This is a genomic window from Kribbella sp. VKM Ac-2569 (assembly GCF_004216905.1).
Lineage (GTDB): Bacteria > Actinomycetota > Actinomycetes > Propionibacteriales > Kribbellaceae > Kribbella.
Window position 1 is genome coordinate 412,954 of record NZ_SGXJ01000006.1, and the last position, 23,966, is coordinate 436,919.

General features: G+C 68.0%; 25 protein-coding genes. 11 read left to right on the forward strand and 14 right to left on the reverse strand.

Annotation, left to right across the window (positions count from 1 at the left end):
- Window positions 1-102 precede the first annotated feature (102 nt).
- Window positions 103-975, forward strand: a complete 873-nt coding sequence (locus tag EV649_RS36055; protein ID WP_130388170.1) for an arginine deiminase family protein — start codon at window positions 103-105, stop codon at window positions 973-975.
- 13 nt (window positions 976-988) lie between these two features.
- Here EV649_RS36055 and EV649_RS36060 read toward each other — a convergent pair whose 3' ends face one another.
- Entirely contained in the window at window positions 989-1,606 is a 618-nt protein-coding gene (locus tag EV649_RS36060) for an S-layer protein (protein ID WP_130388171.1), read from the reverse strand.
- A gap of 19 nt (window positions 1,607-1,625) precedes the next feature.
- Window positions 1,626-3,239 carry a phage tail tip lysozyme gene (locus EV649_RS36065; protein ID WP_241999103.1) on the reverse strand — a complete coding sequence of 538 codons (1,614 nt, stop codon included), beginning with the start codon at window positions 3,237-3,239 and terminating at the stop codon, window positions 1,626-1,628.
- Window positions 3,240-3,410: 171 nt separating this feature from the next.
- Between EV649_RS36065 and EV649_RS36070 the strand changes: the two genes are divergently transcribed.
- Window positions 3,411-4,079 carry a GntR family transcriptional regulator gene (locus EV649_RS36070; RefSeq protein WP_130388172.1) on the forward strand — a complete coding sequence of 223 codons (669 nt, stop codon included), beginning with the start codon at window positions 3,411-3,413 and terminating at the stop codon, window positions 4,077-4,079.
- A 16-nt stretch (window positions 4,080-4,095) separates the two neighbouring features.
- Here the strand turns inward: EV649_RS36070 and EV649_RS36075 are convergent, their stop codons facing one another.
- From EV649_RS36075 to EV649_RS36110, 8 genes are read right to left on the reverse strand one after another with little or no spacing between them, the layout of a single operon-like run.
- Window positions 4,096-6,129, reverse strand: coding sequence for a hypothetical protein (locus EV649_RS36075; protein ID WP_130388173.1), 2,034 nt, complete (start codon window positions 6,127-6,129; stop codon window positions 4,096-4,098).
- Entirely contained in the window at window positions 6,126-7,340 is a 1,215-nt protein-coding gene (locus tag EV649_RS36080; RefSeq protein WP_130388174.1) for an enolase C-terminal domain-like protein, read from the reverse strand. The genes EV649_RS36075 and EV649_RS36080 overlap by 4 nt, the downstream gene beginning before the upstream one ends.
- A complete protein-coding gene (locus EV649_RS36085) occupies window positions 7,337-8,092 on the reverse strand; it encodes an SDR family oxidoreductase (protein WP_130388175.1) in 756 nt (251 codons plus the stop codon). Before EV649_RS36085 ends, EV649_RS36080 begins: the two co-directional genes overlap by 4 nt.
- 10 nt (window positions 8,093-8,102) lie before the next feature.
- Entirely contained in the window at window positions 8,103-8,912 is an 810-nt protein-coding gene (locus EV649_RS36090) for a carbohydrate ABC transporter permease (protein ID WP_130388176.1), read from the reverse strand.
- Window positions 8,899-9,786, reverse strand: a complete 888-nt coding sequence (locus EV649_RS36095) for a sugar ABC transporter permease (protein WP_130388177.1) — start codon at window positions 9,784-9,786, stop codon at window positions 8,899-8,901. The genes EV649_RS36090 and EV649_RS36095 overlap by 14 nt, the downstream gene beginning before the upstream one ends.
- Window positions 9,783-11,069 carry an extracellular solute-binding protein gene (locus EV649_RS36100; protein WP_130388178.1) on the reverse strand — a complete coding sequence of 429 codons (1,287 nt, stop codon included), beginning with the start codon at window positions 11,067-11,069 and terminating at the stop codon, window positions 9,783-9,785. The genes EV649_RS36095 and EV649_RS36100 overlap by 4 nt, the downstream gene beginning before the upstream one ends.
- Window positions 11,070-11,087: 18 nt before the next feature.
- Complete coding sequence (locus EV649_RS36105) at window positions 11,088-11,795, reverse strand: FCD domain-containing protein (RefSeq protein WP_198682872.1); 708 nt, start codon at window positions 11,793-11,795, stop codon at window positions 11,088-11,090.
- Window positions 11,792-12,898 (reverse strand): DUF4185 domain-containing protein, encoded by a 1,107-nt coding sequence (locus tag EV649_RS36110; RefSeq protein WP_130388179.1) that lies wholly within the window; start codon window positions 12,896-12,898, stop codon window positions 11,792-11,794. Before EV649_RS36110 ends, EV649_RS36105 begins: the two co-directional genes overlap by 4 nt.
- A 103-nt stretch (window positions 12,899-13,001) precedes the next feature.
- On the opposite strand from EV649_RS36110, the gene EV649_RS36115 reads away from it, so the two are divergent.
- Both EV649_RS36115 and EV649_RS36120 read left to right on the forward strand, forming a co-directional pair.
- Window positions 13,002-13,388: a phage holin family protein gene (locus EV649_RS36115; RefSeq protein ID WP_130388180.1), complete on the forward strand. Its 387-nt coding sequence runs from the start codon at window positions 13,002-13,004 to the stop codon at window positions 13,386-13,388.
- On the forward strand, window positions 13,388-13,804 hold the full coding sequence (locus tag EV649_RS36120; RefSeq protein ID WP_130388181.1) for a low molecular weight protein-tyrosine-phosphatase: 417 nt from the start codon (window positions 13,388-13,390) through the stop codon (window positions 13,802-13,804). Before EV649_RS36115 ends, EV649_RS36120 begins: the two co-directional genes overlap by 1 nt.
- Here EV649_RS36120 and EV649_RS36125 read toward each other — a convergent pair.
- Window positions 13,801-15,012, reverse strand: a complete 1,212-nt coding sequence (locus EV649_RS36125; protein ID WP_130388182.1) for a pyrophosphate--fructose-6-phosphate 1-phosphotransferase — start codon at window positions 15,010-15,012, stop codon at window positions 13,801-13,803. The two genes, EV649_RS36120 and EV649_RS36125, sit on opposite strands and share 4 nt — an antisense overlap.
- 72 nt (window positions 15,013-15,084) lie before the next feature.
- On the reverse strand, window positions 15,085-15,552 hold the full coding sequence (locus EV649_RS36130; RefSeq protein ID WP_198682873.1) for an Lrp/AsnC family transcriptional regulator: 468 nt from the start codon (window positions 15,550-15,552) through the stop codon (window positions 15,085-15,087).
- Window positions 15,553-15,615: 63 nt separating this feature from the next.
- Here EV649_RS36130 and EV649_RS36135 point away from each other — a divergent pair, with 63 nt between their 5' ends.
- On the forward strand, window positions 15,616-16,515 hold the full coding sequence (locus EV649_RS36135) for an EamA family transporter (protein WP_130388183.1): 900 nt from the start codon (window positions 15,616-15,618) through the stop codon (window positions 16,513-16,515).
- Entirely contained in the window at window positions 16,512-17,486 is a 975-nt protein-coding gene (locus EV649_RS36140) for a TIGR03560 family F420-dependent LLM class oxidoreductase (protein WP_130388184.1), read from the forward strand. The genes EV649_RS36135 and EV649_RS36140 overlap by 4 nt, the downstream gene beginning before the upstream one ends.
- Here the strand turns inward: EV649_RS36140 and EV649_RS36145 are convergent.
- A complete protein-coding gene (locus EV649_RS36145; RefSeq protein ID WP_130388185.1) occupies window positions 17,445-18,458 on the reverse strand; it encodes an acetamidase/formamidase family protein in 1,014 nt (337 codons plus the stop codon). The two genes, EV649_RS36140 and EV649_RS36145, sit on opposite strands and share 42 nt — an antisense overlap.
- Window positions 18,459-18,575: 117 nt before the next feature.
- Between EV649_RS36145 and EV649_RS36150 the strand changes: the two genes are divergently transcribed.
- The 5 genes from EV649_RS36150 (at window position 18,576) to EV649_RS36170 (ending at window position 23,464) form a co-directional block, all read left to right on the forward strand.
- Window positions 18,576-19,268 (forward strand): response regulator transcription factor, encoded by a 693-nt coding sequence (locus EV649_RS36150; protein WP_130388186.1) that lies wholly within the window; start codon window positions 18,576-18,578, stop codon window positions 19,266-19,268.
- Window positions 19,265-20,869: a HAMP domain-containing sensor histidine kinase gene (locus EV649_RS36155; protein ID WP_241999104.1), complete on the forward strand. Its 1,605-nt coding sequence runs from the start codon at window positions 19,265-19,267 to the stop codon at window positions 20,867-20,869. Before EV649_RS36150 ends, EV649_RS36155 begins: the two co-directional genes overlap by 4 nt.
- Before the next feature lie 101 nt (window positions 20,870-20,970).
- The gene (locus EV649_RS36160; protein ID WP_130388187.1) at window positions 20,971-22,371 is read left to right on the forward strand and encodes a trypsin-like peptidase domain-containing protein; all 1,401 of its coding nucleotides are present in this window, start codon (window positions 20,971-20,973) and stop codon (window positions 22,369-22,371) included.
- Window positions 22,372-22,454: 83 nt separating this feature from the next.
- The gene (locus EV649_RS36165) at window positions 22,455-22,763 is read left to right on the forward strand and encodes a DUF664 domain-containing protein (protein WP_347233167.1); all 309 of its coding nucleotides are present in this window, start codon (window positions 22,455-22,457) and stop codon (window positions 22,761-22,763) included.
- Between the two features lie 5 nt (window positions 22,764-22,768).
- Window positions 22,769-23,464: a pirin-like bicupin family protein gene (locus tag EV649_RS36170; protein WP_241999106.1), complete on the forward strand. Its 696-nt coding sequence runs from the start codon at window positions 22,769-22,771 to the stop codon at window positions 23,462-23,464.
- Here EV649_RS36170 and EV649_RS36175 read toward each other — a convergent pair.
- Entirely contained in the window at window positions 23,461-23,790 is a 330-nt protein-coding gene (locus EV649_RS36175) for an L-rhamnose mutarotase (protein WP_130388190.1), read from the reverse strand. The two genes, EV649_RS36170 and EV649_RS36175, sit on opposite strands and share 4 nt — an antisense overlap.
- Between the last annotated feature and the right edge of the window lie 176 nt (window positions 23,791-23,966).

A 23,966-nucleotide genomic window follows, 5' to 3' on the forward strand; every position in this document is an offset into this window, starting at 1 on the left:
TACAGCACGCCGTTTGACTCCGGATTCGTCGAGCCTCAAACTGACTGATTGTCGGACAATCAGGGGATCGGGCAATAGACCCGAGCGTCGTCAGGAGGGTTCATGGGACAGCCGCTGGAGTGGGGTCGTCGCTATCTGATGGTCCGGCCGGACCACTTCCGGATCGACTACGTGATCAACCCGTACATGTCGACGCACGACCAGCCGGACCCGGCGCTGACGCTCAAGCAGTGGGAGTCGCTGCGGCAGGCGATCGTGGACGCCGGCGGCGAGGTCGAGGTCCTCGCGCAGCGGGCCGACTCACCGGACATGGTGTACGCGATGAACCTCGGACTGGCGTCCGCGGACGGCCGCGCGATGCTCTCGCACATGCGGTTCGAGCCGCGCCGGAAGGAGTCGCTGAGCGCGGCCGACTGGTTCACCCAGGCCGGGTTCCGGCTCGACCGGACCGGCGGTGAGGGTGTCGGGCCGCATTTCGAGTCCGGGGACGCGTTCGTGTTCGGCGACAGCCTGGTCGTCGGGTACGGGCCGCGGACCGAGGAAGCGGCGCTCAAGCACCTCGCGACGGAGTGGAACATCCGGGTCCGCGGGCTCCGGATCGCCCACGAGGGGATGTACCACCTCGACCTGTCGTTCTGCCCGGTGGACAGCACGCACGCGATGATCTACCCGCCGGCGTTCGACGCCGCGAGCCAGGCCGAGCTGTCCGGGATCGTCCCGGACCCGATCGTGCTCACCGACGAGGAGGCGTTCGCGTTCAGCGCGAACTCGATCGTGGTCGGCGAGACGATCATCATGCCGGCCTGCTCACCGAGGCTGCGCGACGTCTTCACGAGCCTCGGGCTGCGCGTCGCCGTACTGGACCTGTCGGAGTTCCACAAGGGCGGCGGCTCGATCCGGTGCCTGACGAACCCGCTGGACTTCCCGCTGCCCCAGATCAGCACTCCCGGCGGAGAGCTCGTCCTCCCCGCCTGACCGGTGGAGCGGCCTACTTGCCGGTGGTCCAGACGACGTCGAGGGTGTTGATGTCCCAGCCGTAGCCCTTGATCCATTGGAGGGCCTTCTTCTTGCCCTGGGAGCCGAAGACCTCGATGACGATCGAGATCGCCTCCGGATTCGTCGGGTCACTCTTGGACTTCGTGTACGTCGCCTGAAAGCCGTCACCGACGTACGGGAGCTGCATGAGGATCGGGTACTTCTGCTTGAGCCGGCTCTGGATCTGGTCGAACCTCCGGCCGGCCTCGGCCTCGGCCTCGAGCTCCTGCTCGGGGTTGTTCTTGCCCCACTCCCGGCCCTCGGCGCTGTTGGCGTACAGGAACATCTTGTAGCTCAGCTTGTCGTTGCCCGAGGTGAACGTCTCGGTGTAGCTCTGGAAGCCACGCCGCGAACCCTCCAGGGTGTGGGTGCCGGCCTTGATCTTGACCTCGCCGTTCGCCGGGATCTCGTGGCCGTCGAGCTTCAGGGTCAGGTCGTTCGGGATCGACTGCACGGTCAGCGTCGTCTCCGTTCCGCCGCCGCGGAACAGCACGACGCCGCCGATCAGGATCAGGACGACCGCCAGTACGACGACGCCGATCATGAACGGTCTCCGGTTCTCATCCAGCATCCGCTGCTCCTGTCCTTGCTCAGCTCGCCGGTTGCGGCGCGTTCTTCAGCCGGTAGACCGTGAAGTTGCCGGAACCTCCGCCGACGTCGTACAGGTGGCCCGCCTCCGGCACGTGACCGTGGAGTGAGGCAGACGCCGCGTTGTAGCCTCCGCCCTCCGCACCCCACGGACCGACGTAGAGGTAGGTGTGACCGGGCCCGTTCAGGATGTCACCCGGCTTCATGCCACCCGGAGGCTCTCCGTGCCACCAGTCGTACTTCCCGGAACTCTCCAGGTACGTCTTCTGAACGCCGGTTCCCACATTCGGGTAGTCCTTGTCGGCGCCGCTCATGTGCATCACCGTCGCGACGAACCGCCCGCAGTCGCTGTACGGATCGAGGCCGCTGGAGCCGTCGTTGAACTTCTCCATCGCATCGACGTACTCCTTCTTCGCGATGCTCGCGTCGACACCGTCGTGACCGTCCTCGGGCCAGGCCAGGTTCTTCGCGACCTCGGCGATGTTGCCGCTGCCTTCGCCGCATCCGCCGCCGGCGCTCGCGTTCTGCGCGTTCCCGGCCGGCGCCGAACCCGCGAACTGGTCGAACACGTGCCGCGCGTTCGCCTTGCGATCGGCGTACGTCGGGTGGTTCGGGTCCTCGTGCCCGCCGAACCGCTCGAACTTGTCGCCGAACTCGTACGCGGCCTGCTCCACCGTTTTCGCCGCCTTGACCGCCGGCCCGGCCTGTCCGTCCAGCCCGCCGCCGAAGAGCTGCTTCTGCAGATACTCCAGCTGGTAGCCCAAGGAGGCGATCTTCTCGTCGGGGACACCGGCGTCGCGGGACGGGTTGATCATCTTGCCGGCCGGCGTCCACTGCACGATGCCCCAGCCGAGCGGGGAGTTCACCACTTTGTCCGGCGGGCTGACGACACCCGGATCCGTGTTCTGCAGGCGAGCCGGCTCGACGCCGGATTCGGCGATCATGTTTCCGACGATGCCCGCGGCCTGCTCCTTGGAGAAGCCGTTCTGGACGAAGAAGTTGAAGGCCTTCTGCTGGTTGTTGGCCCCGGAGAGGTTGCCGTCGACGCAACTGCACCCGCTACCGGACTTCGGGTCGAGCTCGAAGATGTTCTCTTCCGGCTTCGGAACGATGGACCACTCGTTGTTGCTCTCCTGGTCGGCCCACATCTCCCAGTGCAGATGCGCGCCGGTGATTCCGATCGGGGCGCCCTCGGTGTCGCTGCCCTCGCTGCCGGTGCCGGCGGTGCCGATCTGGTCGCCGCGCTTGACCTCGGCGCCGTTGCTGACGCTGATGGTCTTCATGAACTTGTACCGCGTCTCGACGCTCTCGAGGCGGATCCGGACCTCGTTGTCCTTGGCCATGACGACCTTGCCGTCCTGGGACGCGTAGACCTTGGCGTTCTCGTCCACCTTGAAGTCGTAGCCCTGGTGGACGAAGGTCCAGTCGCCGTCGATCTCGTGCCGGTCGGTCGGCCAGCCCATCAGGGGCTTGTCCTCGGCGTGCTGCGCGCACTGCGCTTCGGCCGAGTCCAACCCGCCGAGCACGCCGAGCAGCATCAGCAGGACAATGACCAACGGCAGTATCAGCACCAGCCCAGCGGCGCCGAGGAGCTGAAGCGGACTGATCTTTGGCACCCTCTGCTCCTAGCTCCTCCGTGTGACTCCCCGCGCCGGTCCGCGGGAAGGGGCGGCCACCAGGGAAATGTTGCCCGAAAACCGGGTCATCTGCCGGAAGTTATCCACAGGGCGACCGGCCGGGGCCGGGTCGGGCGCGACAACGGACCGGGTCTGGACGAGAATCACACCATGTATGAACGGCTGCGGGTGGACCGCTCGACCACGGTGGACCGGGTGGTCGACGCGCTGCGCGCCGCCCTGTTCGCCGGTGATCTGGAGCCGGGTACGCCGCTGCGTGAGCAGCCGCTCGCCGAGGCGCTCGGGGTCGCCCGGAGCACCATCCGCGAGGCGATGACGATGCTGGTCACCGAGGGCCTCGCGGTCCGCGAGCCGAACAAGGGCGTCAGCGTCGCGATCCTGCACCCCGACGCGGTGGCCGACATCTGCCGCGCCCGGTTCGTACTCGAATCCGCCGGGATCCGGGCCTGGTACGACGCCGACGAGGCGGCCCGGGAGCGGGTCCGGGAGGCGATGCGGGTCTTCGCCGCGACCGCCAAGGACGGGGCCGACCCGGAGGCCCTGACCGAGACCCACCTGGCCATCCACCGCAGCCTGGTCGCGCTCACCGGCAGTGAGCGGCTGATCGCGACCGCCGACTCGGTCACCGGCGAGGCGCGGCTCGCGCTGGCCCGGGTGGACGCGCTGCGGCAGGACGCGCGCCAGCAGGTCGCGTCCCACCGCAAACTCGTCCGGTTGCTCGAGCGGGGTGAGCTCGACGAGTGCGTCGAGGAGCTCCGTCGTCATCTCGCCGGCGCCGAGGAGTCGCTCCTCGAGGCCATCGCGATGCCCCCCGCCTGAGCCGTCCCGCGACGTCTCAGACCAGTCCGTCCGCCGTCACGTCGTACGTCTTCGAGCCGACCCTGAGGCCGGTCAGGCGGGCGCCCGGGTCGAGCGCCGCGACCTGTGGGCTCGCGGTCACGGTGCCGTCCAAGGCGACCTCGATGCCGAAGACGCCCTCCAGGACCAGGCTGACCCAGGCGCCGGACGACGAGCAGGACCAGTCGATCAGGTACGGGAACTGCGGCGGCGACTTCCGCGCACCACCGGCCATCGGCGGCTGCGCCTCCTCGACGAAGTGCGCCTGACCGCAGGGACCCTGGTTCGCGGACTTGGCCAGACCCGGCAGCCAGTCCAGCAGTACGTCGCCCCGCCCGAGCGCGAACAGTGCGCGCCCCGCGTCCGCCGGCCACGCCGGGTACGCACCGTTCCACTGGTGGTCCGGCCGGACACTGAACGCAGCGTCGGCGTCGTACGGCGACAGCGCGCGCATCCACGTGGGTGTCTGCAGCTCCCGCTGGAAGAACGACACCATCTCGGCGCACTGCGACTCGGACAGGTCGTCCGGGATCGTCGTACCGATGATGTTGAAGTCGTAGCAGTGCCGGACCGGGACGAGTGAGCCGTCCGGCTGCCGCGCGTGCCAGAACCCCTTGCCCTCGACGTACAGCTCGTTGACGTGGCCTGCCTGCGCAGACGCCTCCTTGCGGAGCAGAGCGGCCCGGTCCGCGTCACCGGAGCGGTCCGCGAGCTCAGCCGCCACCCGCAGGCACCAGACGTTGGCCGCGTTGAAACTGGCCACCTCGTGCACGTAGCTGCTCACGCACTCCAGCAGGTTGTCGATGCCGCCGTAGTCGGCCAGCGCGTGCTCACCGCGCAATCCGCGCCAGGCGGTCGCCCAGTCGTGCACATGCTCTCCGACTGGCTTCGGACCAACCTCTGCATCGAGGAATGCCGCGTCCCCGGTGAAGCGCACGTAGTCGCGCACCAGCCGAGTCATGGCGAAATCGTTCACGGAGTACCAGTAGCCGACCGGTCCGCCGGTCAGCCACTCGGTGCCGAAGTGCTCGTGGATGTCCAGGTCGATCCAGTGCTCGATGTGCTTCCGCATCGGCTCCGGGTCCAGCAGCGCATGCGTGAGCGAGGACAGGCTGTAGTCCCAGATGAACGTCGTGGTCTGCCAGTACCGCGGCATCAACGTGTCGTACGTCCGCCCGAGCACACTGGCCGGGTTGTCCCGCCGGAACCAGATGACCCCGAGCACACCCCACCAGTACAGCTTCTGCAACGCCTCGTTGGACGTCTCCAGCACCGGCAGCGACCCGCTGAAGCCTTCGCTGGAAGGGTCGAACGCGTCGGCGAGCGCCATGTCCCACACGCCCTCGGCCACGGTGATGACCGCAGGTACGTCGGCCACGCACACGTCGAAGTGCTCCGTCGCCTCCTCCAGCGACCCGGCCAGCACATGCACATACCCGAGCTGTGCGCGCCCGGACGCATCAAGCTCGACGGTGGCCTCCAGCATCGACCGGTCGACCGTCGACGGCACGTCCAACCCCTGCAGGCTGACTGCCGAGCCGGAGGCACCTGTGCCTACGACACGGCTGTCCACCGCCGACAACGTGTTGGGCTCGGACGGCGGCTCCGGCCGCAGCCAGCCGGCACCTGACCGCGTAGCAGTGCTCTCCAGCGCAAACCCGAGCCGGACAGACCGGCCTGGTGTCCCCGACACCTCCAGCTGTACGACGACCGCAGGACGACCCGGTGCGCAGGCAGTGGTCGTCCGCAGCTCCAGCCCGTCGACCGTGGTGGACCGCACGACGCAGTCCGGCCGCCACACCACCTCCACCGTCCCGCCGTACGAGCGCGCCAGACGTCCGTCGACGTACAGCTGTCCGGTGATGGTGTCGCCGTGCGAGTACGGCGGGAAGTTGACGCTCCTGATCGCCACGACGTCGTGGTCGACCTGCGCCGTACCCAGGAAGTTCGTCAGCCCGGGCGGGTTGAACATGTCGTCGTACGTGTGGACAAGAACGTCGCTCGCCAGATCGGCGGAACGCGGAATCGTCATGAGGGGTCGGCCCAATCGGTGTTCGGGAGCAGGGGGTACCAGTCCGGGCGGGCCGGATCGCGGTCGTAGGGATACGAGCCGAGTTCGCGGAAGAGTTCGGCGTACTCGGCCAGCTTGTCGCGGTCCAGCTCGACGCCCAGGCCGGGCGCGTCGGGGACCGCGATCGCGCCGTCGGCGTACGGAAGCTTGCCACCGGCAATGATGTCGTCACGCAGGTGGTGGTAGTGCGCGTCCGCGGCGAACGACAGGTTCGGTACGACGGCGCCGAGGTGCAGCATCGTCGCGAGCTGGATACCGAGCTCGCCGGACGAGTGCACCGCGACCCCGAGCTGGAACGTCTCGCAGACGCCGGCCGCCTTGATACACGGCCGGATACCGCCCCAGAACGTGGTGTCCAGCAGGATCACGTCGACCGCGGGGTCGCGGACGTTGGCGGCGAGCTGCTCGAAGTTCACCACGACCGTGTTCGTCGCGAGCGGGATCGGAGTGTTCTCGCGGACCCGGCGCATCCCGTTCATGCCCCAGGTCGGGTCCTCGAGGTAGTCGTTGTCGAGGTCCTCGATCCCGCGGGCGAACCGGATCGCCTCCTCGACGCTGAACGCGCCGTTCGGGTCGAACCGCACGCGGTGCCCCGGGAACGCCTCGGCCAGCGCGCGGAAGCACTCGCGTTCGTAGTCCGGCGGGAACACGCCGCCCTTCAGCTTGTGCACGCTGAACCCGTGCTGGTCGACCAGCTCGCGGGCGTGCGCGACCAGCTGTTCCGCCGTACGGATCTCGCCCGTGCCGTCCTCGGCGGGATGCCGGAAGAACAGGTAGCTCGCGAAGGGCACGTGCGAGCGCACCTTGCCGCCCAGCAGCGCATGCACGGGTACGCCGAGTTCCCGGCCCTGCAGGTCCAGGCAGGCGAACTCGATGGCCGCCAGCAACTGGGTGCGGTTGTTGTAGAGGCTCGCGGTCGGGTTGGCGAGCATCCAGCGCAGGGCCTCGGTGCGGGCCGGGTCGTGGCCGACCAGGTACTCCTTCAGCCCCGCGACCGCGGCCTCGGCGCTCTGCCCGCCGCCGCCCATCTCGCCGAGGCCGATCAGCCCGTTGTCGGCCTCGACCTCCACGACAGTCCGCACGAAACGTCCCCAGTGCGCTCCGTTGCTATGCCGCAGCGGCGCCTCCAGCGGCATCGTCACCGTGGTCGCGCGTACGTCGACGATCTTCACTTCGCGTCCTCCGGGAGTACGACGGCCAGCCCGGCGGTCAACCCGCCGTCGACCTTCACGTCGGCCCCGGTCACGAACGACGCGGCCGGGGAGGACAGGAAGTAGATGACCTCGGCAACCTCTCCCGGTGTCGCGACCCGCCCGAGTGGGTGCGAGCGGCCCCATTCGGCGACCACCTCGTCCGTCGTCCGGTCGCCGGCGAACTGCGCGGCCGACGTACGCAACATGGGCGTGTCCACCGATCCCGGGCAGACCGCGTTCACGCGGATCCCGTCCGGAGCGTGATCCACCGCCATGGCCCGTACGAGGCTGAGCAATGCGCCCTTGCCCATCGAGTACGCCGCTACGCCCGTCTGCGCCGCATACGCCTGCACGGACGACACCACAACGACGCTCCCGCCCCGCGACATCCGAGGGACGAACGCCTGGCACGCAAAGAACACGCCCCCGACATTCACCGCCATCACCTCGTCGTAGACCGAGGACGGCGTGTCGACAACCGTCCCGTACCGCTGAACTCCCGCGGCACAGACGAGCGCGTCCACCGCGCCGAGCTCGTCAGCAGCCGCCGCGAGAGCCTCGCGATCCGAGACATCCACAACTACGCCTGTCACCTGATCACCCAGCGCCGACAGCGCTTCCGCGTCCCGGTCCAGGGCAATCACCCGGTCTCCGGCGGCGACGAAGCGTTCGACTGCACCTCGTCCGATACCGGCGGCACCACCGGTCACGACGACTGTGCGGCTACTCATATGTGTCCTCTCAGAACTGGCCCAGGGCGAGGCCCCGGGAGAAGAAGCGTTGGGCGGCAAGGAAGAGGATGACCGTGGGCAGCGAGACGAGCAGGCCACCTGCCAGCACGGTCGGGAGCGACGCCCCGCCGTACGTGCTCTGCAGGCCGGTGAGGGCCGGCATGATCGGGCGGACCGAGTCGGACTGGCTCAGGGTCAGGCCGAGCAGCAGGTCGTTCCAGACGAACGTCGACTGCAGGATGAAGATCGCGGCCAGCGCCGACCCCGCCATCGGCAGGTAGATGCTGCGGAAGATCCGGAACAACCCGCCGCCGTCGACCACCGCGGCCTCGAACACGCTGCGCGCGATCCCGGTGAAGAAGTTCCGCATCACGAACGCCGAGAACGGCACGCTGATCGCGGTGTAGACGATGATCATCCCGATCCGGGTGTCGTACAGCCCGGAGTTCGCGTACCCGGAGAACAACGGCATCAGGATCATCTGCAGCGGGAAGATCGTCCCGCCGAAGATGAACACGAACCACAGGAAGCCACGCTTCAGCCGCAGTACGACGATCGCGTACCCGGCGGCCGAGCCGATCAGCACCGCGACCACCGGCGCGATCACGCTGTACATCGTGGTCGCGACCAACGTGTCTCCGAGCGCTGCCTTGCTCCACGCGTCGCCGAAGTTCGCGAACAACGAGAACCCGGCCGGCTTCCACACGGTCTTCGCGTCGTACCCGTCGACGGACTTGGACGCGTTCACGACCAGGAGATAGACCGGCGCGAGCCAGATCAGCCCGAGTACGACGAGGATTGCCGTCTTAACCCTGCTCACGGGCGTCCCCCAACTGGTAACGGAGGTAGAGGATCGAGGCGGCGAAGGTGACCAGGCTCAGGAACAGCGCGATCGCCGCGCCCTGTCCGTAGTCGTTCAGCACGAACGTCTCCTTGTACATGGACAGTGCCAGCGTCTCGGACGACGTACCCGGGCCGCCTTGCGTCATCACCCACACCACATCGAACGTCTTCAGGCTGCCGACGATCGAGAGCCCGATGACCACCGTGGTGATCGGGCGGAGCTGCGGCCAGAGGTGGTGGCGGAACAGGCTGAACCCCTCCGCGCCGTCCAGCCTCGCAGCCTCCAGCGGCTCGGCAGGGATCGACTGCAGGCCGACCACGAACAGCAGCGCGTTCACGCCCGCCGCCTGCCAGGTGACCGCGACGATCATCATCAGCGTGTTCCCGGGACCTGCCTGCAGCCAGCCGGTGTGGGCACCCGGGAGCCCGAAGAACCCGAGTGCCTGACCCAGTGCGCCGTCCGGCTGCAGTACGAAGCCCCAGATGACACCAACGGCCACACCGGAGATGGCGTACGGCAGCAGGAACGGCAGCCGCAGCCACGTGCCCCACTTGTGCCCGTAGGTCAGTACGGCGATCAGTAGGCCGAGCGCCACGGGCAGTGTCACCATGCCGACCACCCACAGCAGCGTGTTGACCAGTGCCCCGATCAGATCGGGGTCGCTGAACATCGCCTTGTAGTTGGCCAGCCCGGACCACACCGGCGAGGCGAGTCCGTCGTAGTCGGTAAAGCTGACGTACGTCGTCCACAGGAACGGCAGGTACAGCAGGAGGGCGACGACCGCTACAGCTGGTAGGCCGAACAGGGGCGCCTTACGCGCCCCCGTCCGGTCAAGGACCTGATTGCTCACTTCTGCTTGGCCCAGTACGCGTCCGCCTCGGCCTGGATCTTCTGCAGGCCCGGCATCGGGTCACCCGGCTTGGTCACGAACGCCCCGAACACCTCGAGGGCCTTGTTCGCTACCGGTACTGGCGTCGCCTCGAACCACCGGTTGATCAGCCGGTACCCGTCACCGCCGACGTCCTTGTTCAGCTTCGCCAGCCCCGGGTCCTTGACCTCGGCCTTCGGATTGAACGAGAGGTCACCGCGGGAGTTCGCCCACGCGGTCTGCGCCTGCGGCGTGACCCACCAGTCGGTCCACTTCTTCACCGTCGACGCGTGGTCGCTGCCCGCGGCCGAGCAGACCGGTCCGGTCTCGAAGATCATCGACGTCTTCGGCAGCTCCGGGTTCACGTTCGGGATCACGAAGAAGTCGTAGTCGGTGCCGGCCTTCATCTTCAGCGTGTTCAGGTTGCCGCTGAACCAGGTGCCGAAGTTGATCATCGCGACGTCGCCGTTCTTCAGCTGCGCCTGCGGCTCGGTCTTCGCGCCCGGATCGCTGAAGTACCCGGCGTCGATCATCTTCTTCCACTCGTTCATCACCTCGACCACGCCCGGGTCGGTGTACTTCGCCTTACCGGTGGCGAGCGCGTCGTACAGGTCCGGGTCCTTACCGGCCAGCAGCGTCTCGAACCAGACGAACGAGAACAGGATGTTGGTCTGGTAGAAGGGCTTGACGCCGGCGGCCTTGACCTTGTCCGCCACCTGGGTCAGCTCGGCCCAGGTCTTCGGGGTCTGCGTGACACCGGCCTTCTTGAAGACGGCCTTGTTGTAGTACATCACCCAGTAGCCGGCGTTCAGCGGGACGCAGTACTGCTTGTCGCCGTACGTGAAGTATTGCTTGAGCTGCTCGGGGATGTTGCCATCAGCAACTGCCTTGGTCCACTGGTCGGTGGTCTCGGCAACGAGCTTCTGGTCCACCAGGTCCTGAAGTTCCTTGCCGGTGTGCCACGTGAACAGGTCGGCCTTCTCCTTGGTCCGGAACGAGGACCGGATGAACGCGGTGTACGTGTTCGAGTCGGAGTACCCGACCGGCTCCATGCCGACGCCGACGTCCTTCTTGCTGGCCGCGCCGACCTGGGTGAACGCGTCCTTCCAGCCGCCCTTGTCGTTGTAGAACTTCAGCGAGTCGACCGGCTTGTCCTCACCCTTGGCCGGGCCTGCCGTGCCGCCACCGCCTCCACAGGCGGAGAGTGCGAGCGCGCCGGCGATCACCAGGGCAGCCAGCGCCTTGCGGTTGGTGTTGCGTTGCATGTGATGCGTCCTTCCAGCTCAGGGATGCTGAAGTCGTTCGTTGATGACGGCCAGTACGCCGTCCAGGTGCTCGCGGGTGAGCAGTTCGGCCAGGTCCGCGTCGCCGGACCGGACCGCGTCGTAGATCGCTCGGTGCTCGTCCAGGTCGGCCTGCCGGTCACCGTGGATGTGGAGGATCTCCAGCTGCTCCCGGGCGTTCACGACCGTGACCGACTCGACCACCTCGGCAAGCGTCGCGTTCCCGGACGCCTGTGCCAGTGAGCGGTGGAAGTCCATGTTCACTTCGGCCAGCTGCGCATGGTCGCCGGAAGCGATCAGCTCGGCCGCGGTGTCCAGGTCCTTGGCCATCTGCTCCAGCGCGACCTCCGCCCGCGTCTGCGCCGCCAGTGCGGCAACAGGCGGCTCAATGAGGGCACGTGCCTGCAGGAGCTCCACCAACCGGTCCGGACTCGGTGCCAGCGCCAGGGGGTTGGCCAGGACCAGCCGGCCGACGTTCGGACCGACGTACACACCAGAGCCGTGCCGGAGCTCGACAGCTCCGGTTGCCTCCAGTCGGCGCAGCGCCTCCCGGACAGTGGGTACGGCGACCTTGAACCGTTCCGCCAGCGATCGGACGGCCTCGAACTGATCACCCGGCGCCAGCTTCCGCTCCGCGATGAGAGCAAGCATGGACGTCGCCAGATCGTCCAGCAGGCTCCGCCGTACGACGCCTCCCGTGGCGCTCACTTGGCCGCCGCCAGCGTGACCGAGACGAATCGCGGTCGGTAGATGCTCACGTCGCCGTACAGCTCGTCGCTGACCAGGCTGTTGACGTTGTAGCTCACCTGCAGCGAGGTGCCGCGTCGCAGGTCCGGGTGGTCGTGGGAGTTGTAGGTGATGATGTTCCCGCCCGTCTCGGGGGTCTGGTACAGCTCGACCGGCTTCACCCACGGACCGGTCGGCGAGCAGGAGAAGTACCCGAGGACGCGCTTGCTGAAGAGCTCGTTGGTGTCGTGCGTGACCAGCAGGTAGCCGTCGCTCCAGCGGGTCACACTGTGCTCGTTGGCGACCCCCTGGAGCACACGGGCAGAGGCAGTCTCGTCACTGGACCAGCCCGAGCCGGTCCAGTACTCCCACGGCTTCGCGGTCAGGTCGTCGCCACGAACCCTGGCGACGTGCTGGTACTTCGCTGCGCCCAGGTCCTCGACGCCGTAGACGTACGTGTACCCGCCGTCCCGCAGCAGCCAGCCGGACCACTGCACGTTCGCGGCCGACGGAATCGGGGTGAGGCTCTTCAGCTTGAACGTGGTGCTGTCGAACCGAGCCAGGTAGTTGCTGGCCCAGCGCCAGTCCCACTGACCCGTCCCGGTCTTCTCGAAGCGCAGCGCGACCACGTCGAGGTCACGGCCGGCGTGGCTCGTCTGCGCTGCCCCGAACCAGTACCAGCCGTTGGACGGCGGCGGAACGAGTGCCGTCGGGTTGGTCGCCGTACCGCCGGTGACCGTCTTCAGCTTCGTGCCCTGCTGGATCACGAACGAGTTGTTGAGGAACGGCGTGGTGGTCGGACGGGTGCCGTCCGGGTTCACCGGGCCGAGGAACGTGTCGGAGAAGACCCACGCCGTGCGTCCACCGGGGAGCGGCACGGAGTAGGTGCTGTCCGCACCCGTCCAGCCCTTCCCGGTGTCGCTGTAGGCGTTGAGCAACCCCTCGGGCGCGGCATGTGGAGTCGCCTGGGCGGTCCAGTTCGTCTGGACAGCACCACAGGTGGAGGCAGCCGCAGGGACCGCGGGCACACTCAGGCCCGCAGCCGTCAGGGACAACGCGAGAAGCAGCCCTATGCGTCGTGACATGAAAATGATCAGATCACTTGGTCATTTTCTGTGTCAAGAGTCAGGGTCGGATCAGGGTGTGTGCCAAGCGTGGTGTTACCCGTCGGGTGGGAGGATCGACGGCATGAAGAACTTGATCATCAGGCTGCTGGTCAACGCGGTCGCGTTGGCGGCGGCGAGCTGGATCGTCTCCGGAATCACCCTGCAGGGCGCGACCACCGGCAAGCGCGTGCTGACGCTGCTGATCGTGGCCGCGATCTTCGGTGTCGTGAACGCGATCGTGAAGCCCGTGGTGAAGGTGCTGTCCTTCCCGCTGCTGATCCTGACCCTGGGTCTGCTGACCTTCGTGATCAACGCGGCGATGCTGCTGCTGACGTCCTGGATCACTGGCAAGCTCGACGTCCAGTTCCACGTCGACGGCTTCTGGTCCGCGCTCTTCGGCGCCCTGATCATCAGCGTCGTCGGCATGATCCTCAACGCGGTCCTGCCGGAGAAGGCCGAAGTCCACTAGTGCACGTCGAGATCGTCTGCTCAGGGAACATCTGCCGGTCGCCGATGGGCGAGGTGGTGCTGCGCGCCAAGCTCGCCGAGGCCGGCCTCGGCGACGTCGAGGTGACCAGCTCGGGCACCGGCGGCTGGCACGTCGGCGACCGGATGGACCCGCGCGCGGCGGCCGCCCTCCGGCGCCGCGGGTACGACGGGAGCACGCATCGAGCCCGCCAGTTCGAGCGCGCCTGGGACCGGGATCTGATCCTCGCGATGGACTCGGGGCATCTCTCGGAACTGAGCGGTACCGAGGCGCAGTTGTTCGCGCGCGACGACGTACCCGATCCGTACTACGGCGAGGACGCCGGCTTCGACGACGTCCTCGCCCAGATCGAGAAGGCGGCCGACCAATGGGTCGACCGCCTCCGCGACAATCCCTAGGCCTGACCGATCTCCGACTTCAGGGTCACGAACCAGTCGGCGGTCGGGTCGAACTCCTTGCCGCCGGCGATCCGCGGGAACTCGATCGCGCGCAGCTCGTCGCCGCGCTCCTCGTCGTGGCCGACGACGCCGGACTCACCGCGCAGCGCCGCGTCGACCGCGTAGTCGGTGCACTCCTTGATCAGCGCGAGGTCGCGGTCGTTGGCCGCGGCCGAGCGGCTGAAGTACCCGCTCTTCTGCACCATCGTCTTCTCCGCACCGATCCGCTCGGCGAACTGCTTCGCGAACCAGGCGCCCGGGTTGATGGTGTCCAGCTTGACGTGCCCGAACGGGTCCCGGCCGACCTCCTCGCCGCGAGCCTCCATCTCCGCCACGATCGACGGTACGCCGGCACCCTCGGACAGGAAGATGTTGACGCAGTCCTCCTCGTCCATCACCTTCCGCAGCCGGTCCGCCTCCGCATCGAGGTCGATCGTTGCCTCCGGCACGTAGACCGCGTGCACCGACCAGCCGGCCTTGTCCAGGCCGATGCCCGGGTTCCACTCCTGCTCGTCGACCCACTGCTGGTACGCCTGAGCCGTTGCCGCGGTCAACCAGCCGCAGTTCCGCCCCATCACTTCGTGGACGATCAGCATCCGCGGGTTCGAGGTGTGCTCGGCGATGATGTTGCGGGCGAACAGCGCACCCTGCTCGGCGGCGGTCCACGCACCCAGGCTCTGCCGGATCGGGATCACGTCGTTGTCGATGGTCTTCGGCAGTCCGACCACGGTCAGGTCGTAGTCGTGCTCGTGCAGGTACGCCGCGAGGTCGGCGGCCGTGGTGTTGGTGTCGTCACCGCCGATGGTGTGCAGTACGTCGACACCGTCCGCGACGAGCCGCTCGGCCGCGACCTGGAGGGCGTTCTGCCCGTCCTGGATCAGGCCCCGCTTGACCAGGTCGGCGGTGTTGGTCAGCTTCACCCGGCTGTTGCCGATCGGGCTGCCACCGAACTTGTGCAGCACGGACGCCTGCTCCCGCACCTCCGGCGTCACAGTCAGGAACCGGCCGCTGAGCAGGCCGTGGTACCCGTTCAGGTAGGCGATGATCTCCACGTCGGGCGCCACTTCGGTGTAGCGCTCGATCAGCCCGCCGACGGCGGACGACAGGCAGGGCGCGAGCCCGCCGGCGGTGAGCAGGGCAACTCTGCGGACAGACTTGTCGGCAGCCATGGTCCAGGTCCTTCCGGAGACGAAATCGCCACCAGACTAGTGATGCAGACCACTCTCAGCGGTGGTTGGGGTTCACCCTGCGGACAGCGGCACGCTGCGTGGCGGCACCGGGGTGGAGACGACGAACGAACTCGTGGTCTGGCCGTGCACCAGGAACTTGTCCAGCACGTCCTCCAGCGCGGCGATCTCGGCGACCTGGACGCGCATCAGGAAGCAGTCCTCGCCGGAGATCCGGTGACACTCGACGACCTCCGGCGTACGGTCCGCCAATTCGATGATCTTCGGGATCTGGCTGGGTCCCGGGCGCAGCCGCACCCAGGCGGCGACCGGCCGGCCGAGCGCGGCCGGGTCGATGTCGATGCGGTAGCCACGGATCACGCCGGACTCCTCCAGCCGCGCGACCCGCTCGCGCACCGTCGGCGTCGAAACGCCCAGCCGGCGGGCGAGCTCGGTGGTCCGTAACCGGGGATCGGCTGTCAGCTCGTTCAGGATCCGGGTATTGAGCTCATCCAGGATCTGACTTCTCGTTTCGGTAAGCAAAACCGCCTCCTAGGCTCCGAACTGCCATGGATCCCCGCAAACCTCGTTCCTACTCTAGTGAGAGTGACAACCCTTACCGAAGCCCCGCCGCGGGCCGGTCGTCTCGCGGCCGGCGCCGCCGCCGTCACGGTCGTCCTGTGGGCGTCGTCGTTCGTCGCCATCCGCCACCTCGGCACCGAGATCTCCGCCGGCGCCCTGTCGCTGGCCCGGCTGGGGCTGGGCAGCATCTTCCTCGGCGCCCTCCTGGTGAAGCGGTCGCGGCCTGCCGTACGTCGTTGGCCGACGCAGCGCGACTGGCTGCCGCTGATCGCGTGTGGCGTGCTGTGGTTCGGCGTCTACAACCTGGCGCTCAACGAGGCCGAGCGGCGGCTCGACGCCGGGACGGCGGCCATGCTCGTGCACATCGCCCCGCTGCTGATCGCCGTACTCGCCGGAGTCGGTCTCGGTGAGGGCTTCCCGCGGCAGCTGGTGATCGGCGGCCTGGTCGCGTTCGCCGGCATCGTCGTGATCGGTACGTCGACCTCCAGCGGCCGCACCGAGACGTGGGGTGTCGTGCTCTGCGTCGTCGCCGCGATCTCGTACGCCGTCGGCGTGGTCACGCAGAAGCCGCTCCTGAGCCGTCTGCCTGCCGCTGAGGTCACCTGGCTTGCCTGCACGATCGGAGCGGTCGTGTGCCTGCCGTTCGCGCCCACTCTGGTCGACGAGGTCAGCTCCGCCGACGCGGGGACCATCTGGTGGATCGTCTACCTGGCGGCGTTCCCGACAGCGCTCGGCTTCACCACGTGGGCCTTTGCGCTCCGGCGTACGAGTGCTGGACGGATGGGGGTCACCGTGTACGCGGTGCCGGTTGTCGCGATCGTGCTGGGTTGGTTGCTGCTCGGTGAGACTCCGACCGTGCTGGCGTTGGCCGGTGGCGCGCTGTGCCTGGCCGGGGTCGCTATCTCGAGGAGGAGGACTGCATGAAGTTCGGTGTGTTCGTTCCACAGGGCTGGCGGATGGATCTGGTCGAGCTGGACGACCCGGTCGAGCAGTGGGAGGCCATGACCGCTGTAGCCAAGGCAGCCGACGCAGGTCCGTGGGACTCCATTTGGCTCTTCGACCACTTCCACACCGTCCCTGAGCCCGCCCGCGAGTCTGTCTTCGAGATGTGGACGACCACGGCCGCGCTGGCGCGTGACACGTCGCGGGTGAACCTGGGCCAACTGGTCGGCTGCAACGGGTACCGCAACCCGGCCCTGTTCGCCAAGATGGCCGCCACCGTCGACGTCGCCAGCCACGGCCGCATGTACGCCGGAATCGGTGCCGGCTGGTCCGAACACGAGTGGAGGGCGTACGGCTACCCGTGGACGAGCCAGAAGGAGCGGATGGGCTCGTTCGTCGAGTCGGTCGAGCTGCTGCACCGGCTGTGGACCGAGGACGACGTGGTGTTCCAGGGGCAGTACCACTCGGTCGACAAGCCGTACGTCGTCCCGCGACGCAAACCCAAGCTCTGGATCGGTGGCGGCGGCGAACGCGTCACATTGCGACTAGTTGCAAAGTACGGCGACGCCTGCAACTTCGGCACCGGACGGGTCGACGTCATCGAGCAGAAGCTGGCGATCCTCCGGAAGCACTGCGAGGAGGTCGGCCGCGACTACGACGAGATCATCAAGTCGACCAGTCTGAACGTCTTCCCGATCGAGACCGGCGCAGACCCGGTCGCCGCGACAGCCAAGGCACGTGGACGGTACAGCCTGGAGGAGTTCCTGGAGATCGGCTCCGGCGGGACGTCCCACGTGCTGGCAGAGGTGGTCACGACGAAGCAGCTCAGCGAACATGTGGAGCAGTTGGCCGAAGCGGGCATCGACTACGTGATCTCGTACATCCCTGGCGTCGCCTACGACCACGAGCCACTAGAGCGATTCGCGGAGGAGGTCGTGCCGCAGTTCAGTTAGTTGCTGGTGGATCCCGTCGTACGCCGTGACTTGTGGGAGTAGGCGCTTCGGGATCTTGGTGACGACGCTGTAGTTGGCGTCGACCACGTTCGCCAGCGGGACCTCGCTGATCTGGCTGAGCAGCTGGTACGCGTCCAGCTTGTCCAGTCCGTACAGGTCACCGAGCCAGCGCACCATGTCGACCTGACCGGCCCGCCAGGCGTCCTCGAGTGGCCTGCTCGACCCGACCACGGCCAGGTACTCATCGTTCTCCAGCCGCGGCCAGACCGGTCCGGGTGTCTTGAGCAGGTCGACGATCAGTACGACGTTCATCGCGCCCTCGACCGCGGTGCCGCAGGACTCGCCCTCGCCCTGCCGGTAGTGACCGTCGCCGACCGAGAACAGTGCGCCCTCGACGTTGACGTTCAGGTAGCAGGTGGTTCCGGCCCGCATCTCCGGCGTGTCCATGTTGCCGCCGAACGTGTCCGGTACCAGCGCCGAGCGGACCTCACCACCGGCCGGCGCCACCCCGACCGTGCCGAGCATCGGCTCCAGCGGCAGCGCGACCTCCAGGTCACTCCCCTGCGCCTGGAACCCGACCGTCTGGCGAGCGCTGTCCACCTCGTAGATCCAGGTCCGCTCCGGCAGCGGATCCTGCAGCGTCGCGGTCCGGTCGGTGCTGGTCAGGCCGCCGAAGAACGGGATGGTCGCCGACGCGCCCCAACTCCGGGCCGGGCTCAGCTCGACGAAGTGCAGGACCAGCGTGTCGCCAGGCTCGGCGCCCTCGACGTAGAACGGTCCCGTCTGCGGGTTGACGAACGGCATCGTCAGCGAGGCGCTCGCAAGGTCCGCCGTACTGCGGAGGCTCCCGGCGAACGCGTCCTCCGTCCACAGGCGGAGGGCGGTGCCGGGCTTGACCCGGCGTACCGGAGGCACCCCGCCGAAGGTCCAGGCGAAGTCGGCGGGCTCGGGCGTGAATTCGAGGACGTCCACGTCAGGCAACTTAAGGTGTGCACGAGGTGTTGTGCGAGCGATCAGCGGGTTCTCAGGCGATTCTCACAGAAGCGACCTAGTCTCGATGACGGAACTTCGAGCGAAGCGGGGCTGACGATGCGGGTACTGGTGGTGGACGACGACCGGGCGGTCCGGGACTCGTTGCGCCGTTCGCTGGAGTTCAACGACTTCGAGGTGGTGACCGCGTCCGACGGCGCCGAGGCGCTCGCGGTGATCGGCAACGTCGAGCCGGACGTCGTGGTGATGGACGTGATGATGCCGCGGCTGGACGGGCTGGAGACCACCAAGGCCTTGCGGGCCGCGGGCAACAATGTGCCGATCCTGGTGCTGACCGCACGGGACGCGGTCGCGGACCGGGTCGACGGCCTGGACGCCGGCGGCGACGACTACCTCACCAAGCCCTTCGCGCTGGAGGAGTTGCTGGCCCGGCTGCGCGCGCTGCTGCGCCGCAGCAGCACCCCCGGCGAGGGCGGCCAGCGCGGCGAGGTGCTGCAGTACGCCGACCTCGTGGTCGACGTCGACGCGCACGAGGTGCACCGCGGCGACGTCGCGATCCAGCTCACCCGGACCGAGTTCTCGCTGCTCGAGCTGCTGATCCGCAACCCGCGCCGGGTGCTGGAGCGCGCAGTGATCCTGGACGCGGTCTGGGGCTACGACTTCCCCACCACCGCGAACTCGCTCGAGGTCTACGTCGGCTATCTGCGCCGTAAGACCGAGGTCAACGGTCTGCCTCGCCTGATCCACACCGTCCGCGGCATCGGGTACGTGCTGAGGGACACCCCGCCGTGAGTGAGCAACACCCCGAGCAGTTCCCCTCGTACGCCGACCGTCCGCAGCAATCGCAGCAGCAGCCGACGCAATCCGAGCGGCCCGTTGCCAGTAGCAACGGCAATCGCGTCGCGACGACCGCTGCCCGGACCCAGACCTGGTGGAACGAGACGCTCCACAAGCTCACGCTGCATGCCCGCGTGACGCTGCTCGCGGCGGTCGCGGTCGGCCTCGCGGTGGCGATCGTCAGCGTCGCGGCGTACATCACCGTGCGCCAGCAGATGTACCAGAACCTGGACAACAGCTTGATCCTCCGGGCAAGCCAGGCGGCGCAGAAGGGCGTCCTGACCAACCTCACCAACCTGCGGACCGCTTCTTCCGACGCACTCGGCCTGAGCGACATCCGGGTGGGTGTGCTCGGCGCGGACGGCTCCCAGTTCGCTCCGGCGAAGAGTCCGCTGCCGCCGATGGGCAACGACGAACTCCAGATCGCGCGGGACCAGGGCGACCAGGCCAGCCTGCGAACTGTCGGCGTACGCAACGGCGGCTCACATTTTCGTGTTGTCGCCGTACCTGCTCGCTTCTGTCCGGTCGGGCTGAGCGATGAGTGCCAGGCTGATTCTGACTTCCTCCAGCCCGGAGCGCTGGTGGTCGCGCAGTCGCTGGGGCCGATCGACCAGACCCTGCACAACCTCGGCATCGTGCTGTGGGCGTTCGGGCTGATCGGCGTGATCGGCGCGGCGCTCGCGGGCAACGCCGTCGCGCGGTCCGGTCTGCGGCCGCTGGCGCGGCTCACGGGAGCCGCGGAGCACGTCGCGCGGACCGAGGACCTGAAGCCGATCCCGATGACCGGGACCGACGAGATCTCGCGGCTGGCGATGGCGTTCAACGCGATGCTCGGCGCACTCGCCCAGTCCCGCGACCGGCAGCGCCGGCTCGTCGGTGACGCGGGCCACGAGCTGCGTACGCCGCTCACCAGCGTCCGCACCAACCTGGATCTGCTCGCCCAGGCGGACAAGCGCGGCGGCCTCCGGCCCGAGGACAGGCAGCAACTGCTGGACGACGTACGCGCCCAGATGGACGAGCTGACGCAACTGATCGGCGACCTGACCGAACTGGCCCGCGACACCCCACAGGTGCGCAACGCGGAGCTGATCGAGCTGTCCAACGTGGTCGAGGACGCCGTCATCAAGGTACGTCGACGCGCGCCCGGGCTGGAGTGGGACGTGCAGATCGCGCCGTTCCCGGTCTGGGGTGACGAGCGGCTGCTCGGGCGAGCGGTCACGAACCTGCTCGACAACGCGGCGAAGTACAGCGTTCCTGAAGGCACGGAGCAGCGCAGCGACGGACAGCCCGTCGGACACGTGACGGTCCGGCTGCTGGACGGCGTACTCACTGTGACCGACTCCGGGCCGGGGATCGCAGAGGCGGACCTGCCGCACGTGTTCGACCGCTTCTACCGCTCCAGTGAGGCCCGCAGCCGTCCTGGATCGGGCCTGGGCCTGGCGATCGTGAAGCACGCAGCAGAGCAGCACGGCGGCATGATCTACGCCCGCAACGTGCCCGGAGCAGGCGCGCAGTTCACCCTCTGGCTGCCACACGCGGCCACCCAGACCCGCTGATTGTTTGCTGACAGGTCCTTCAGAGGATCTTCATCGAGTTCTTCGGTCACTCCGAGGGGATCTTCAGGGCCCTCTCAGGTCCGGCCGACAAAGTACTTGCCATGACCGAGAACCAGCCGCAGCAGCCGCAGAACCAGCCCGGCCAGAACGCACAGGGACCGCAGGGGCCGGAGCGGACGCAGCAGCTGCCGATGTACGGGCAGCATCAGCAGCAGCACGCACCGCAAGGTGGGCTGCCGCGGCTGGACTCGGGGCCGCAAGGGCAGCGGCCGGGACAGTACCCCTCAGGTGGGAGTACTTATCCGCAGTTCGGGGCGCCGGGGACGCACCAGGGGGCGTCTCCGGGCCCGAACTGGCCCGTCGGACCGCAGCCGACCACGGCCACCGCGGTGAAGCCGAAGCGCCGGGGCGGGCTGGCCGCCGTGGCGCTGACCGCGCTGCTGGTCGGCGCCGCGAGCGGCGTCGGCGGCGCGGCGGTCTACTCGGCGACCAACGACCACACCGCGAACACCCCGTCGGTGACCTCCCCGCTGAACGGCAACCAGGCGGCGCCCGTGTCGGCGCCGGACGGCTCGGTGCAGAGCGCCGCCTCGAAGGTGCTGCCGAGCGTGGTGAAGATCGCGGTCGCGACCTCGCAGGGCGAAGCGACCGGGTCCGGCATCGTGATCAGCAAGGACGGCCTGATCGTCACCAACAACCACGTGGTCTCCGGGGCCGGTCAGGGCGCGAAGCTCAGCGTGATGCTGAACGACGGCCGCACTGTGAGCGCCACGGTCAAGGGCACCGACCCGCTCACGGACCTCGCGGTGATCCACGCCGACGCGACCGACCTGACCCCGGCGACCCTCGGCCAGAGCGGAAAGCTCGCGGTCGGGCAGGGCGTGGTGGCGATCGGCTCGCCGTTCGGGCTGGAGGCGACCGTGACCAGCGGCATCGTCTCGGCGCTGAACCGCCCGGTGACGTCGGGCGACGAGGAGCAGGACAGTACGACAGTCTTCCCAGCAGTTCAGACGGACGCCGCGATCAATCCGGGGAACTCCGGCGGCGCCCTCATCGACCTCGCCGGCCAGGTGGTCGGTATCAACAGCGCGATCAAAACCGCCGGCGGATCGGGACAATCCGAAGGCGGAAACATCGGCCTGGGGTTCGCGATCCCGATCGACCAGGCCAAGCCGATCATCGACGAGCTGGTGGCCAAGGGCAAGGCCACTCATGCGCGGCTCGGTGTGACGGTCGGCGACGCGCAGTCCTCCGACGGGCTCACGAACGGAGCACGCCTCGGCGAGGTTACGTCCGGCGGTGCGGCGGACAAGGCCGGTCTGCAGTCAGGTGACGTTGTCACCGCTGTGGACGGTAAGGCGATCGCGTCAGGGGACGCGTTGGTCGCCGCGGTCCGTTCGCACCGCCCGGGCGATCAGGTGACGCTCACCGTCACCCGCAACGGCAAGCCGCAGTCCATCAAGGCCACTCTCGGCTCCGACAACGGGAACCCGACCGGCTGACCGGACGTCTCACCAAGTAGACCGGACTGCGCCGCCCACCGAGCGGCGCAGTCCGTTTTTAATGCGCTGCGGCGATCGGGTGGATTGGCTACCTTCCCGCCATGACACTTTCGCGGGAGAGGCCGCCCCTGGTTGCGGACGAGCGGACGCAGTTGGTGGGCTGGCTGAACCAGCAGCGGGCGCTGGCGCAGCTGCTGGACGAGTTCGAGGCGCAGTGCGCGCAGTCGAACGAGATCGTCGCCACGCACTCGCTCGACGACGTCGGGAAGCACCCGGACTTCAAGGCGGCGCAGGCGACGCTGCGATGGATGCTGATCCACATGGTCGAGGAGACCGCGCGCCACGTCGGGCATCTCGATGCGATGCGTCGCTCGGATGCATTGGTTTACTAGAAGCTGTGGAGATCCATCGGGCGGACGATCGGTTCCGGACCGCGAACGAGTGGCTGGACTCGCGGCACTCGTTCTCGTTCGGGCCGCACTACGACCCGGCGAATGTCGGGTTCGGGTTCTTGGTGGCGCACAATGACGAGACGGTTGCTCCTGGCACCGGGTTTGAGAGGCATCCGCATCAGGACCTGGAGATTGTCACCTGGGTGCTGCGGGGTGCCCTGGCGCACCGTGACTCGCAGGGGAACAGCGGCGAGGTGTACCCGGGGCTCGCGCAGCGGATGAGTGCGGGCACCGGGATCCAGCACTCGGAGTGGAACGACGGGACGGATCCGGTCCACTACGTCCAGATGTGGGTCCGGCCGGACCGCCTCGACCTTCCGCCGTCTTACGAACAGACCGAGCTCGACCTCACCACAGGCGAGCTCGTCCCGGTCGCGTCCGGCCTCGCCAAGCACGCGTCGTCGACCGCCATCCACCTCAACCAGCCGTCCGCCGGTATGTCGGTCGCTCGACTGGCCCCGGGCGGCACGATCACGCTGCCCACGGCGGCGTACCTGCATCTCTTCGTGGCTGCGGGTACGGCGAACCTCGAAGGTGCTGAGCTCGGTACGGCGGACGCCGTACGGCTGAACGGGTCCGATGGCGAACGGGTCACCGCCGGCCCGGACGGCGCCGAACTGCTGGTCTGGGAGATGTACTAGTCGGTCTGCTCGCTCATTGTCCAGACGTGGCGGAGGGACTGGCCGGCGACGCCCTCCGGGTTCTCGGCGAAGCCCTCGACGAACTGGCTCATGTGTTGCTGCCAGCGCTGGTCGATCGGGTCGTTGCGCAGGTACGCGACCGCGGCCTCGAAGTCGTCGGTCACCACCAGGTGGAAGAGGTCGCGGCCACTGCGCCAGATCGACCAGTCGCTGATCCCGGCGGTGTGCATCACGGTGATCAGCTCCGGCCAGACGCGAGCGTGCTCGATCTCATAGGCCTCTTCGGTACCGGGAATCAGGCGGCTGTGCAGAGCAAGGCGGGTCACAAAGGAGCAGGATACGCCTGGCGCCGCGACTCTGGAACGCGGTTCCAGAATCCGGGTCCACCGATTCGCGCAGCATCTCGCTCCCGATTCACCCACCCTCTGACGCCAACTCCCGAGCGGGTCCGCGCGTCGTACTTGGGCGGGTTGAGTAGTTTCGCCCTCGTGGTCAGGTAACC